The organism is Amycolatopsis sp. NPDC005232 (assembly GCF_040607795.1).
In the GTDB taxonomy this organism is placed as follows: domain Bacteria; phylum Actinomycetota; class Actinomycetes; order Mycobacteriales; family Pseudonocardiaceae; genus Amycolatopsis.
In genome coordinates, this window is sequence record NZ_JBEXHL010000005.1 from 91,834 (window position 1) to 104,401 (window position 12,568).

Annotated in this window: 14 protein-coding genes; 7 read left to right on the plus strand and 7 right to left on the minus strand. The window is 71.3% G+C overall.

All coding sequences use genetic code 11. The features are described from left to right. Positions 1–331: 331 nt before the first annotated feature. The gene (locus tag ABZU76_RS11845) at positions 332–1,687 is read right to left on the minus strand and encodes an SWIM zinc finger family protein (RefSeq protein WP_354867776.1); all 1,356 of its coding nucleotides are present in this window, start codon (positions 1,685–1,687) and stop codon (positions 332–334) included. A 161-nt stretch (positions 1,688–1,848) separates the two neighbouring features. Continuing rightward, positions 1,849–3,003: an NAD-dependent epimerase/dehydratase family protein gene (locus ABZU76_RS11850; RefSeq protein ID WP_354867778.1), complete on the minus strand. Its 1,155-nt coding sequence runs from the start codon at positions 3,001–3,003 to the stop codon at positions 1,849–1,851. Positions 3,004–3,185: 182 nt separating this feature from the next. Here ABZU76_RS11850 and ABZU76_RS11855 point away from each other — a divergent pair, with 182 nt between their 5' ends. Next, complete coding sequence (locus ABZU76_RS11855; protein ID WP_354867780.1) at positions 3,186–3,692, plus strand: GtrA family protein; 507 nt, start codon at positions 3,186–3,188, stop codon at positions 3,690–3,692. Here ABZU76_RS11855 and ABZU76_RS11860 read toward each other — a convergent pair. After that, complete coding sequence (locus ABZU76_RS11860; protein WP_354867782.1) at positions 3,622–5,796, minus strand: glycosyltransferase; 2,175 nt, start codon at positions 5,794–5,796, stop codon at positions 3,622–3,624. The two genes, ABZU76_RS11855 and ABZU76_RS11860, sit on opposite strands and share 71 nt — an antisense overlap. Beyond that, on the minus strand, positions 5,793–6,737 hold the full coding sequence (locus ABZU76_RS11865) for an NAD-dependent epimerase/dehydratase family protein (protein WP_354867784.1): 945 nt from the start codon (positions 6,735–6,737) through the stop codon (positions 5,793–5,795). Before ABZU76_RS11865 ends, ABZU76_RS11860 begins: the two co-directional genes overlap by 4 nt. 257 nt (positions 6,738–6,994) lie before the next feature. Here ABZU76_RS11865 and ABZU76_RS11870 point away from each other — a divergent pair, with 257 nt between their 5' ends. The 3 genes from ABZU76_RS11870 to ABZU76_RS11880 are packed head-to-tail and all read left to right on the plus strand — an operon-like array spanning position 6,995 to position 9,151. Beyond that, positions 6,995–7,477 (plus strand): helix-turn-helix transcriptional regulator, encoded by a 483-nt coding sequence (locus tag ABZU76_RS11870; RefSeq protein ID WP_354867786.1) that lies wholly within the window; start codon positions 6,995–6,997, stop codon positions 7,475–7,477. 2 nt (positions 7,478–7,479) lie between these two features. Next, the gene (locus tag ABZU76_RS11875) at positions 7,480–8,064 is read left to right on the plus strand and encodes a hypothetical protein (protein ID WP_354867788.1); all 585 of its coding nucleotides are present in this window, start codon (positions 7,480–7,482) and stop codon (positions 8,062–8,064) included. A 7-nt stretch (positions 8,065–8,071) separates the two neighbouring features. After that, positions 8,072–9,151 (plus strand): hypothetical protein, encoded by a 1,080-nt coding sequence (locus ABZU76_RS11880; RefSeq protein ID WP_354867790.1) that lies wholly within the window; start codon positions 8,072–8,074, stop codon positions 9,149–9,151. Here the strand turns inward: ABZU76_RS11880 and ABZU76_RS11885 are convergent. Then, positions 9,093–9,614: a 2'-5' RNA ligase family protein gene (locus ABZU76_RS11885; protein WP_354867792.1), complete on the minus strand. Its 522-nt coding sequence runs from the start codon at positions 9,612–9,614 to the stop codon at positions 9,093–9,095. The genes ABZU76_RS11880 and ABZU76_RS11885 overlap by 59 nt on opposite strands. 133 nt (positions 9,615–9,747) lie before the next feature. Between ABZU76_RS11885 and ABZU76_RS11890 the strand changes: the two genes are divergently transcribed. Beyond that, entirely contained in the window at positions 9,748–9,909 is a 162-nt protein-coding gene (locus tag ABZU76_RS11890; protein WP_354867794.1) for a hypothetical protein, read from the plus strand. Positions 9,910–9,938: 29 nt separating this feature from the next. Here the strand turns inward: ABZU76_RS11890 and ABZU76_RS11895 are convergent, their stop codons facing one another. Continuing rightward, entirely contained in the window at positions 9,939–10,355 is a 417-nt protein-coding gene (locus ABZU76_RS11895) for a nucleoside deaminase (protein WP_354867796.1), read from the minus strand. Next, positions 10,352–11,209, minus strand: coding sequence for an LLM class flavin-dependent oxidoreductase (locus ABZU76_RS11900; RefSeq protein WP_354867798.1), 858 nt, complete (start codon positions 11,207–11,209; stop codon positions 10,352–10,354). Before ABZU76_RS11900 ends, ABZU76_RS11895 begins: the two co-directional genes overlap by 4 nt. A 93-nt stretch (positions 11,210–11,302) precedes the next feature. On the opposite strand from ABZU76_RS11900, the gene ABZU76_RS11905 reads away from it, so the two are divergent. Continuing rightward, positions 11,303–11,752, plus strand: coding sequence for an Lrp/AsnC family transcriptional regulator (locus ABZU76_RS11905; protein ID WP_354867800.1), 450 nt, complete (start codon positions 11,303–11,305; stop codon positions 11,750–11,752). A gap of 94 nt (positions 11,753–11,846) precedes the next feature. Then, the gene (locus tag ABZU76_RS11910; protein ID WP_354867802.1) at positions 11,847–12,566 is read left to right on the plus strand and encodes an SRPBCC domain-containing protein; all 720 of its coding nucleotides are present in this window, start codon (positions 11,847–11,849) and stop codon (positions 12,564–12,566) included. Positions 12,567–12,568 lie beyond the last annotated feature (2 nt).

The window sequence follows — 12,568 nt, forward strand, 5'->3', positions numbered from 1 at the left end:
GGGTGCGGCTGCGGGAGGTGCGCTCTCGAGCCGGTGCCCGGCCGGGTTGGCCGGACTGGGCGGACCGGGCGTTGCCCGGCTGCGACTGCCGGACGGCTCCCGGCCTCGGTCGAGAACATGGCTGCGAGGTGCACTGCCGGCCTGCGCTGCTTGGTTGGGCGCGCAGGCAACAGCCCGCCGGTCGGGTCGTTCGGGCGAAGCCTTGGCGCGGCGGGGTTCGCGTGGCGCGAAGGCCGCGCCGCCGGCACAGCGGACCGGCGTGGGTGCGGTCGTGGCGCGGGCTGATGTGCTTGCGGTGCCAAGGTTTTCGGTCTCTCCCACAGTGTCGTAGTCACAGGCGCACCACGCCGTTCGGGTGCCAGCACGTGAGGGGGCGCAGGCCGGCCGGGGTCAGTTCGGCCGCGAGGGTCACCGGGTGTTCCGCGGCCAGGGCCAGCAGGGGCCACGGGTCGACGCCCGGCAGCAAGGGCAGGGCGGCACCGTCCACATCGGACAGGGCCCAGCCGCCGTCGTGGCGGGCGGGGGTGAGGTCGGACAGGAGCACGGGCCAGCGGTCGAGCCACGGGTCCACGGCGAGGGCCTCGGCGAACGCAGCCAAGGCGTCGGCGACGGTGTCGCCGCGGGGGACCGGGGTCGGAACGGCCTCGGTGCGGTCGGCGACGAGCGCGCGCAAAGGCAGCGCGCCCGGGTGGAAGGCGAGCTCGCCGGGGACGACGTAGCCCGGGGGCAGCGAGCTGTCCAACGGGCGCCCGGGCGGGGCGAAGGACAGGACCAGCGCCACGCGCCCCGAATGGCGGCCGCGCAGCCAGGTGCGGCGGGTGCGGAGGTTGTCCTGTTCGTCGTCGACCGCGCCGGTCACGAGCCACTGGTCGGCGACGCGTTCGCCCGACTCCAGCACCTGCGCGGTGCCCGCCGAGAACCCCAGGCGCGTGCGCACGGTTTCGGCCAGCGCCGAAGGCAGCTCGTCCAGGCGAAGCGCCGCGCCCGCCAGCACGTACAGCAGCGACAGCTCGGCCAGCAGATCACCCGGCCAGTCGCGGCCGCGTCCGACCAGCCCGGCCGCGCGCCGCAGGCCACCGGCCAGGCCCGGTGCCTGGGCGTCGATCATCCGCGCGGCCACCGCGCGCAGCTGCTCAGCACCGCCTCCGAAACCGCCGCCGCTTTCGAAACCACCGCCCTCGAACGCACTGCGTTCGAAACTCGCGAAGCCGGCGCCAACACGGTCGGTCAGCCAGCCACGCAGCTCCGCCGCGCCCGCGGTGACCCGCGCGAGCCGCTCCTGCGCCCGTTTGGCGGCGGCTTCCAGGTCCTTCGGCGCGTCCGGTTTGCGTTCCGCCCGCGAGGCCCGCGCCTCTCGTTCGGCAAGCCACGTGGCGACATCGGGCTCCTCGGCAGCGGACGGCACCTGCTCCGCCGACCACAGCAGCAGCAACCCCAGCGCGTGCTTGCACGGGAACTTCCGCGACGGGCACGTGCACTTGAACGCCGGCCCCGCCAGCTCGACCACCGTGCGGTACGGCTTCGCGCCACTGCCCTTGCACGAACCCCACACCGCGCGCGCCGAAGCGCCCGCACCCGACCACTTCGCCGGCACCGCGAGCCCGCGCCCGGCCTTGGCCGACGCCGGGTCCGGCGCGAGCCCGGCGACTTGCTCGGGACTCCAGCGCGCTGCCACCTGTTCGGCCACGTTTCCCTTGCCGCTCCGTGTTTCCGACCCCCGTGAGGGGCTGACCGGAGAAGCATCTCATCCGCCACCGACAGTTTCCGACACCTGCCGGGCCGCGATGAAAAACGCCGGACCGCCCAACAGCGATCCGGCGTTTCAGCGTGCCAAACGAGCAAACAGGGTCAGGACTTGACCGCACCCCGCCAGCGCACGGTCGGGCGCATGCGCTCGTCGTTCACGCGGTGCTTGTTCGAACCGACGATGTCGAACATCGACTCGATCAGCGTGTCCGACAGCAGGTGTGGCTGCAGGCCGAGCTCGACGAGCCCGGTGTGCTTCACGTTGTAGTAGTGCTCGGGCTGCTCGACGCGCGGGTTCTCGAGGTTCTCGATCTGCACCGGGCCGGGGAAGCAGTTCGCGACGATGTCGGCGATCTGCGCCACCGAGTAGCTCTCGGTCATCTGGTTGAACACGCGGAATTCACCGCGGTCGGCCGGGTTCTCCACGGCCAGGCGGATGCACTCCACGGTGTCGCGCACGTCGATCAGGCCGCGGGTCTGGCCGCCCTTGCCGTAGACGGTCAGCGGCTGGCCCAGCACCGCCTGGATCACGAAGCGGTTCAGCACGGTGCCGAACACCGCGTCGTAGTCGAACCGGGTCGCCAGGCGCGGGTCGAGCGCGGTCTGCGCCGTCTGCTGGCCGTACACGACACCCTGGTTGAGGTCGGTGGCGCGCAGGTCCCAGATGCGGCAAGCGAACTCGATGTTGTGGGAGTCGTGCACCTTCGACAGGTGGTAGAAGGAGCCCGGCTTCTTCGGGTAGAGCATGCGGTCCTTGCGGCCGTTGTGCTCGACCTCGAGCCAGCCCTCTTCGATGTCGATGTTGGGCGTGCCGTACTCGCCCATGGTGCCGAGCTTCACCAGGTGGATGTCCGGGTTGATCTCGGCGATCGCGTAGAGCAGGTTCAGGTTGCCGACGACATTGTTCTGCTGCGTGTAGACGGCGTGTTCGCGGTCGATCATCGAGTACGGCGCGGACCGCTGCTCGGCGAAGTGGACGATCGAATCGGGAGCGAAGTCGCGCACGGCCGAATAGGTGAACTCGGCGTCGCACAGGTCGCCTTCGAACAGGGCGATCTTCTTGCCCGAAACCTCCTCCCACGCCGCGATGCGCGTGGGCAGGTCTTCGATCGAGACGAGACTGTCGGCTTCGAGCTCCACGTCGTACTTGCGCCGGGCGTAGTTGTCCAGAACAGCCACTTCGTGGCCTTTGTCCGACAAGTGCAATGCCGTGGGCCAGCCGAGATAGCCGTCGCCGCCGAGAACCAGCACTCGCATTGAAGAAGCCTTTCCGTATCGTTTACGCGACAAGCACGCTGATTCCTCTTTGTACATGACGCCTTGAACACGTCCGAACCTATCGACCGGGTGCTGATGATCACCTGGCAGACAGCTGTGAATCTACTGTGCGTCGGGGGGCCGGACGGCAGGCGGATCGGCCCGAGGGGAGACTGGGGGACATGACGACGGTAACCAACCCGGTGGAGCCTCGCACGACAGAGGATTCACCCCGGCCCCGGCGTCGCCTCGCCGGACGGTTCTTCCGCGCGGCCACCAGTTCGGTCGCGGCGACTTTGCTCAGCCAGGCGGCGTTGCTCACGGTGCTCGCGATGGGCGGTGCTCCGTGGCTGGCCAGCGCGTTCGCGTTCGCCGCGGGCGCGGTGCTGAACTTCTTCCTCACCCGCCGCTGGGTCTGGGGTCGCCGCGGCAAGCCGGCCCTCGGGCACGAGCTGCTGCCCTACGTCGTCGTCATCTCGCTCGGCGGGTTCGCCTCCGTGGGGCTCACCACGCTCACCGGTCACCTGCTCGCGCCGCTGAACCTGCCGCATGCCTGGTGGGTCGTTTTCATCGACGGCGCGTACGTGCTCAGTTACGCACTGGTTTTCGTGGTGAAGTTCACGATGCTCGACCGCTTCGTGTTCGCCCGCGGCGCAGCACGTACCCCCGCCACCACGTCCCCGTCATGACCCGCGCGTAGTTCGCGCCGTAGACGACGCTGCCGCCCTTCTTGCTCTTGCCGGCCTTGCGCAGCCGCATGCTCATCGGCCGTTCGAGCACCCGGGCGTCGCGCGCGGTGACTCCCAGCAACAGTTCCGAAGACTGGTACTGCGGCTCGTTGAGCGGAACAGCGCACGCGAGCTCCGCGCGCATGGACCGGAAACCGAACGACGTGTCGGTGATCTTCCGCCACGTCAGCGCCGAGGCCAGCCACGCGAACACGCGCACGCCGAGCCAGCGCATGCGGCTGTCGGCCTCTTCGTGGCCCAGCCGCCGCGATCCCGTGACGAAGTCGGCGGTGTCGTCGAGCAGTGGTGCGACCAGTTCCGCCATTTCGCTGTTGTCGTACTGGCCGTCGCCGTCGGTCGTCACCACGTAGCGCGCGCCGCGTTCGGCCGCGAGGTGGTAACCGAGGCGCAAAGCCGCGCCCTGGCCCCGGTTCGTCGGCGCGACGCACACGTAGGCGCCGTGTTTCTCGGCGATGGCGGCGGTGTCGTCGCTGCCGCCATCGACGACCACGAGCACGTCGACCGGCAGGCCGAGGCACTCGTCGGGCATCTTCTCGAGAACCTGGCCGATTCCGCCGGCCTCGTTGTACGCGGCGATCACCACGGTCAGCTCCGAAAGCTTCGCGCCCGGGTGCCTGTCGTCGAAATCCTTGACCGCGCCCACATCCACGGCGTCCGGGTACGCGGCGAGGCGTCGCCGGCTCGCTGCCGTGAGCGTGGTGAAGCCCAATGCGCCCGCGACGGGCAGCAGCACGAGCGCCGGCAGCTGGTAGCGCCAGGAGAACTCGAACACCGCCGACGCGAACAGGAGGAACAGCCCGGACCCCGCGGCGAGCAGCGCGCCGCTGCGGGCCTTGTCGCGCGGTTTCTTGCGGCGCAGCAAGGTGAGCAGGCCGAGCAGGGCGAAGAACCCGAGCACGGCGCCGGGTACGAAGCCGCCGTTGATCTGGTAGTCGCGCAGGAAAGTCGCGATCGGCTCGTTCACGCTCGGGTTCACGCCGTCGTACTGCTGCGTGATCATCGCGATGTCGGCCGGTTCGTTCCACTCCGGGTACGTCTGCTGGAACTGCCAGCGGTCGATCGGCACGTCGTTGATCGCCGTGCTGCGCGTGAACCGGAAGCTCTTCGAGAAGTCGCTCAGGATCGCCTTCGTGACGTCCCACCACTGGGCCTTGAGCACGTCGATCGAGAACTCGTGCGCCAGCACGGTGCGGTCGGCGCCCGGGGGCAGCGGGCCCGGCCACGCCGGGTCGAGGTCGGCGTGTGTGTAGTTGTCCACCAGGCGGGTGGACACGTCTTCGGTGGGGCAGAACACCTGGATCTCGGGCGCCAGGTGCAGGTTCGCGCAGTCGGCGACGGCGGCGGTGCGCCCGTAGAGCATGCTGCCCGAAGGCCCGGTCAGCCCCCACTTTCCGGTCTGTGCCTTGACTTCCGCGGCGTAGGGCACGATCACGACGAGCATCGCCAGCACGCCGATGCCGGCGTTGCGCCAGCCGCGCCACGTCCGCCACGCGCTGCCTGCGCTGAGCACGTACAGCAGGAACGGCACCGCGAGCGCGACGCCGATCAGCCGCACCAGCACGGCGAACCCGACCACGAGACCCGCGAGCGCGATCCGCCGCCAGTTCGGCGCGCCCTTCGCCAGCAGGAGCCACAACAGCCCCAGCAGCAACGCTTCGAACAGCACCTCGGACATGATGTTCTGCTCGATCTGCAGCTGGTAAGCGTCCAGCAGCAGCGGCGCCGTCGCGAGCGCCGAGACCCAGCGGCGCGCGCCGAGCCGGCGGGCCAGCGCGTAGATCCCCACCGCGATCGCCAGTCCGCCCACGTGCTGCACGGCCGCGACCCACGACAGCCCGCCGACCGCCAGCAGTGGCCGCAGGATCAGGTCGTAGCCGATCGGGTTGAGCTGGTCGGCGCGCAGCGCGTGCAGGTTGTCGAGGTACCGGTACGAGTCGATGTACAGCAGCGCCGGCCGGTAGGCCACCCACGTGAGCACGCGCAGGACCGTGCCCGCGACGAGCAGGAGGAGCAGGAAGGCGTGGCGGCGGAGGAACAGGCTCACGGGGTCGCTTTCAGGTCCAGTTCCGAGAAGTACTTCCAAGCGGTGGTGAGGCCGTCGGCGAGCGAGATCGCCGGGGTGAAGCCGATCGTCTCGGCGCTGGCGGACACGTCGACGACGACCGCCGGCATCTCGCCCTTCGGCGCGGCCACGTGCTCCACGGGCAGCTCGGCACCCGTCACGTCGCGCACGGTCTGCACCATCTCCAGCACCGACACCGAATGCCCGGCGCCGACGATCGCCCGGCCGGAGTAACCGCTTTCGAGCGCGAGCGCGATGGCGCGCACCACGTCGTCCACGTGCACGAGGTCGCGGCGCTGCTCGCCCGTGCCGTACACGCGCACGCCCTCGCCCGCCATCGCGGCGCGCATCATGCGCGGCACGAAGCTGTCCTTGTGCGACATGCCGGGGCCGTAGACGTTGGTGAACCGCAAGGCGCACGTCGACATGCCGTACGCGCCGGAGTAGCCCGACAGCAGCATCTCGCACGCGGCTTTCGTGGCGCCGTAGGGCGTGAGCGGCCGAGTGGGCAGGTCCACGGTGATGGTCGAGGTGCCGACGTCGCCGATCACGGCGTTGGTGGAAGCGAGCACGAAGGTCTGCACCCGGCGTTCGCGTGCGAGCTCCAGCAGCCCGTGGGTCACGGCGACGTTCTCGGTGAACGTGTCGTCGGGCAGTTCCACCGACTTCAGCACCGACGTGAGCGCCGCGAGGTGGACGATGGCGCCCGTACCCGCGGTGACGGCGGCTTCGCGGGTCTCCGCGTCGCGAAGATCGCCGGTGACCACGCGCACGCCCTCGTCTTCGGTGACGTACGGGACCCGGTCCACGACGGTGACGGGGTAGCCGCGATCACGCAGCTCGCGCACGGCCGCGCGGCCGATGAAGCCGCTGCCACCGGTGACGACGACGGGTGTCCTTTCAGGACCGTTCTCCAGCACCATGGCGCACAACCTACCTCCGCAGCCTGTGAGCCAGGACAGCGGACGAGCGCGCCCGGGCCGATCGGTCCCGGATGTCCGGTAGGTCCGCCCGCGCCCGGCGCCCGCGTGTGGCCACCCCCAGTGACCACACACGGACGCCCGTCTCGTTTTCGCGACATCCCGTGCGTCGGAGTGTAGCGTTGACAGGACGGTTGATGTCAAGTTTTCGTGACAGCTATGCTTCATGTCGTCACGAGCGGAGGACGGTTGGGGGACTGATGACCGGGACGCCGGACACTGGGGACGCAGGGGACACGGCGAGCGGTCCCGACGAGGAGACCAGCTTCGCCGAACGGCTCGCGCACTTGATCTCGACGGTGCACCCGCCGGACCGCAAGCCCTACTCCTACCGCGAGATCGCGCAGGGGGTCGCCGAGCTCACCGGGGTGAGCATGTCGGCCACCCATGTGCAGCAGCTCGCCGTCGGGGCGCGGCGCGACCCGAAGCGCTCGCACATCCAGGCGCTGGCGCGGTTCTTCGGCGTGCCCGTCACCTACTTCTTCGACGACGACGTGGCCGAGCGCGTCGACGGGCAGATCGCCGACGTCGTCGCTTGGCGCGACACCGGCGCCCGCGACCTCGCGCAGCGAGCGATGCGCCTTTCCGAACGCGACCGCGACACCGTGTCGGCGCTCGTGGACCAGCTCAACAGCTACGACGCCGGGCGCGAGCGCTCCCGCCGCGGGCGCAAACCCGAGTAGCTATGCTGATCATCGCCGGGGCGCCGCGGTGCACCCGGCTGGTCCAGCCGCCGAGCGCACCGGGAGGGGTCATCGACCCGAGCCTGAGGGCGCGCGCTCGCACCCGAGTGCGTGAGCTGCTGCGCGACGTGCCGCCGCCTCGCCCGTGGTCGATGAACGCGTGGGTCGACGAGCTGGAACGCCGCCGCGGCCGCGACATCGACCTGGTGGCGGTGGAGTACGAGCCGGGCCGGCCCTCGGGCGCCTGGCAGCGGCGCGCGGACTACGACCTCATCGCCTACACCGCCGGCACCTCGCCGTTGCACCAGGACCACATCATCGCCCATGAGCTCGCGCACCTGCTGTGCGAGCACCGCGGGTCCTGCGTGATGTCCGACGCCGAGGCCGTGGCGCTGGCGCCCGACCTCAGTGTCCACACGCTGTCGCACCTGCTCACGCGCGTGACGACCGACGTCGACGAGTACGAGGCCGAGCTCATCGCCGTGCTGCTGATGAGCGCGGCGACGGCCGAGGACGAACCGCTCAGGCCCGGTGCGTCCGGGCGCTCGGCCGATCGCGCGCGGCGGCTCGCGTCGCTGCTCGGATAGCGGCCGGATGATCGACGCGCTGTTCTTCGGGGTCGGGCTCGTCGCCGTGGCCGCCGGGATCTGGCGCGCCGTGCGGGCGCGGCGCACCGGCGCGGGCGCCGGGCTGGCCACGAGCCTGATCGCACTCGGTCTCGCGTTGTTCTTGCTGGCCGACAGCGCGCAGGCGATCGAAAGCCGGATCTACCCGAGCCTCGGGCGGCTGCTGTCGAACCTCGCGACGATGGTGGCCGCGTACGGCATCGAGGTCACCGTCGCCGAGATCGGTGGTGTGGCAGGGAAACCACGCCGCAGCCGGCTCGCCGCGCTCGTGGTCGCGCTGGTCGTGCTCGTGGTGGCGTTCTTCTCGACCCGCGGGCTGCCGGTGGGTATCGGCCTGTTCGACGAGCTGTACCGGACCAATCCGACGCTGGTCGCCTACATCGTGGTCTACACGGTCTACCTCGGGTTCGCGGTGGTGGACATCGCGATCGTGTCGGCGGGCGCGGTCCGCGCGGGCGCCGGCGCGTTGCGGGCCGGACTCGGGCTGATGCTCGTGGCGTGCGTGTTCGCGCTGGCCTACCTCGCGGGCAAGATCGTCGATCTCGTCGCCGACGTGGCCGCCGAGCACCCGGTCGTGGTGGTCTGCCGGGGCGCGTTCTCGACGGTCGACTGCGCGCTGGCCGTGGGCTTCCCGGCGATCTCGGTGCTGCTCATCGTGGTCGGCCTGACCGTGCCGGCGATCCCCGCGGCCAGGCGCGCGGTGCGCGACGCGCGGACGCGGGCCGCGCTGCGCCCGCTGCGCGAGCACCTCGCCGAGCGGTTCCCCGACGTCGTGCGCCTCGGCCGCGCGGGCGCGACCGGGCGCGAGCGGCTGCTGACGGTGCTGAGCGAGATCAACGACGGCCTGCTGCTCGCCGGCATCCCGCCGGCGGCTCCGCCCGAAGCGGCGGCCGACCTGCTGCGGGAGGGCGGCGGCGACGCCGTGGAGGGTCCGGCGGGCGACGTCGAGGGCGACACCGCGTTCGCCGCCGACGTGGCGCGGCTGCGGGCTATCGCGCGGGCGCTGCGAGCGGAGCGGTCAGCCGGAGCTGCCAGCCCCGTTCGGTGAGTACGACCAGGTGCAGCGCCTCGGCGCGAGCGGTCAGCGGCAGGAGCTGCTCCACGCGCCGCGTCACCTCGGTGTTCTGCTCGTCGCTGCCGCCCATCGCGACCGTGAGGTGGGCCGGCGGGTGCGGGCCGAAGCGGCCGCCGTACGGCTGGACGCCGGGCCAGCGGTCGCACGCGGCGTCGGCGAGCGGCTGCAGCGCCGGGGCCGCCGCGGCGACGAACCCGGGGGCGACCACCACCTCGCCCAGCGCGACGTCCATCGCCTCATGGGCGGCCGCCAGCGCGGTCACGGCGGCGTCGACGTCGTCCGTGAGCTCGGCGGCGGGCAGGAACGGGTAGAGCGCCGTGACGTGCGGGGGCAGGCCGGGCCGCACGAGCGTGGGGCTGACCGCGAGGGCGGCCTCGAGCAGGCCGGCCGCGGCGGGGAGCTCGACGACGAGGGCACTGGTTCCGGGATCGGGCACGAAGTGATCTTCCCGCACCCGCGCCCTATCGAGAAATTGAGGCTTACCTACGTTCTCGGGTGTACCCGAATGGGAACCCTAAGTCTTCCCCAAGTTTTCCGCTGCATTGTGGGCCGGGCCCTACACTCGGTGAATGAAGATCGTCCTATGGACCGCATTGTGCGGATTGTGTGCCCTCGTCGGCCACGTGCTCCTGGGCGTCGTGGCTGTTTCCCTGCTCCTGGCCTGTGTTCCCGTGCGCCGGGAAGTCGGCCGGGGAGCCGAAGAAAGAGAATTGATCACCACCCGCGGCTGATATTCGCCGAGTCGCCGCGCAATTGCAATTCAGCGGTAATAACCGTCCACGGGCAGGCGGGCTTCGTCGAACAACGCGGGGCCCTGCAGTTCGAAACTCGCGCCCGGCGCGGGCGGCTTGAGGGTGGCCAGCTGCTGCGTGGACAGCGCGAAGACCACCCGGCCGAGTCCTGATCGTTCGATGGCGCCCGTGCACATCCCGCACGGCTGGCAGCTCGTGTACATCGTCGTCAGCGCGGCCTTCTCGGGGCTGAGCTCGCGCGCGGCCCAGCGCGCGAGCTTCAGCTCGGGGTGCGCGGTGATGTCCTGGTCCGTGAGCGACGTGTTCCACTCCTCGACGAGCACCTTGCCGTCGGCGGTGGCGAGCAGCGAGCCGAACGGCGGGTTCCCGCTGGCCCGCGCCGTGGCGGCGAGCTCGATCGCACGGCGGAGCAGGGCCTCGGTCATCGTGGTCCCCTTTCGAGGGAGTGCTGCTTCCAGGCGTCCGCGACGGCCGCGAGCGCCCGCCAGGCCGCCGAGGGCCGCCGGGTCTCTTCAGGGTCGCCCGAGAACGGGTCGAACACCACGTCTTCGGCGCCGAGTCGCCGAAGTTCCTCCAGATCGCCCACGACCTGCTCCAGCGTGCCCTCGCCCGCGAGCCGGTCGGCAGGAGGCGCGTCGGTGAGCCGCAGAACGATCCGCGGCGCGAACCCGGGCACCGGTCTGCCCTCGGCGCCGGCGAGGTCCCGCAGCCGGCCGAGCGCGTCGCGCACCCACGGCAGCCGGAAGCGCAGCGGGTGCCACGCGTCGCCGAAGCGCACCGAACGGCGCAGGGCGGCGTCACTGCCGCCACCGATCCACAGAGGCACCCGGCCCGCGCGGTAGTCGTCCTCGTCGGCCCACGCGGCGCGGATGGTCGCCAGGTGCGCGTCGGTCAGCGCGCCGCGACGTTCGAACGGCACACCGAGCGCCGCGTACTCCTCGCGCGCCCAGCCGACGCCCACGCCGAGCACGAACCGGCCGCCGCTGAGATCCGCCAGGTTCGCGACCATGCGCGCGGTGAGCAGCGGGTGCCGGTAGGGGAGGATCAGCACGGTGGTGCCCAGCCGCACGTTCGCCGTCGCGCCCGCCAGCCACGACAACGTCGTGAACGGCTCGTAGAACGGCGCGGGGTACTGCGCCGCGACGTCGGGCGTGATGGCGACGTGGTCGGACACCATCAGCAGGTCGTAGCCGAGCCCTTCGCCGGTCTGCGCCCACGCGCGCAGCACACCGGGGTCGGCGCCGGGGCCGAAGTTCGGGATGTTCACACCGAGTCGCACGCCACCAACGCTATCGGCGCGGACCCGACCGGTGAAGGGAATCCGTCCGGCATATCGGCCCGATGGCCGTGGATCTGCCGGTAGATTGCGGGAATGGCCGAGACTCTCGACGACACCGACTGGGCAATCCTGGCCGAGCTGCAGCAGGACGGCCGGCTCGCGCTCACCGAGCTGGGCAAACGCGTGAGCCTCAGCGCCTCGGCGGCCACCGAACGGGTCCGGCGGCTCGAGGCGCTCGGAGTGATCACCGGCTACCGCGCCGAGGTCGACCTCGGCAAGGTCGGGTTGGGCGTGCTGGCCGTGGTGCGGCTGAAGTTCCCCGGCAACCGCCACGAGCCGCTGCACCGGCTGCTGGCCGAACGCGCCGAGCTGCTCGAGTGCCTGCGCACCACCGGCGACGACTGCTACACGCTCAAGGTCGCCGCCACGTCCATGGCGCACCTCGAGCAGCTCATGGGGGAGCTGGCTCGGTTCGGCAGCACGACCACGAACGTCGTGTACAGCCAGACGCTGCCGTACCGGGGGCCGCGCAAACCCGCCTGAGGAAATTTCCCGCCGATTTGTCGAAGCGCGCCCGCCCCCTCCGACGCGTCCGTGAAGGGGCGCACCGAGCGCCCCTCCGAGCGAAGGAGACGACATGGGCACGGAGATCGACGTCCGGTGGGAAGGCGTGCTGGCGGGGACGCCGGAGCAGGTGTGGGACGCGTTCACCGCGCACACCGGCGGCTGGCTGTGGGAGATCGCCTACGAGCCGCGCCCTGGCGGGGCCGAGCGCGGCCTGACGCCGACCGGCGGCACCGTCGTCGAGTGGGACCCGGCGCGGCGGTTCGTGACGCGCGCCGACTCCGCCGACGGATGGTTCAACCAGCTCGACTACGACCTCGAGCCCCGCGGCGCCGGCACGCTGCTGCGCTACCGGCACCGCTCGTTGCTCGGCGAGGACCACGACGTGCAGCTCGACTCGTGCCTGCACCACACGAAGTTCTATTACCACTCGCTCACCGAGTACGTCCGCCACTTCGCGGGCCGCGACGCGACGTACGTGTCGGCAGGCGCGCCGGAGTCCTCGGCCGACGGCGGGTTCGCGGCGGTGTGCGACGCGCTCGGCGTGGGTGACGCGGCTGTCGGCGACCGGGTCGTGGCCGCGGGACCGACGCGGATCGAGGGCGTCGTCGACTACCGCACCGACCGCTTCCTCGGCATCCGCACGGCCGGCGCGCTCTACCGCGTCTACGGCCGCGACGCGTGGGGCTGGCCGGTCGCCGTCGCGGCCCACGTCTTCGGCGGCCCGGCGGACCCGGAAGTGGCCTGGATCACCTGGCTGGCCGGTGTTTTCCCCGCGGGAAAGGACGAGTAGCC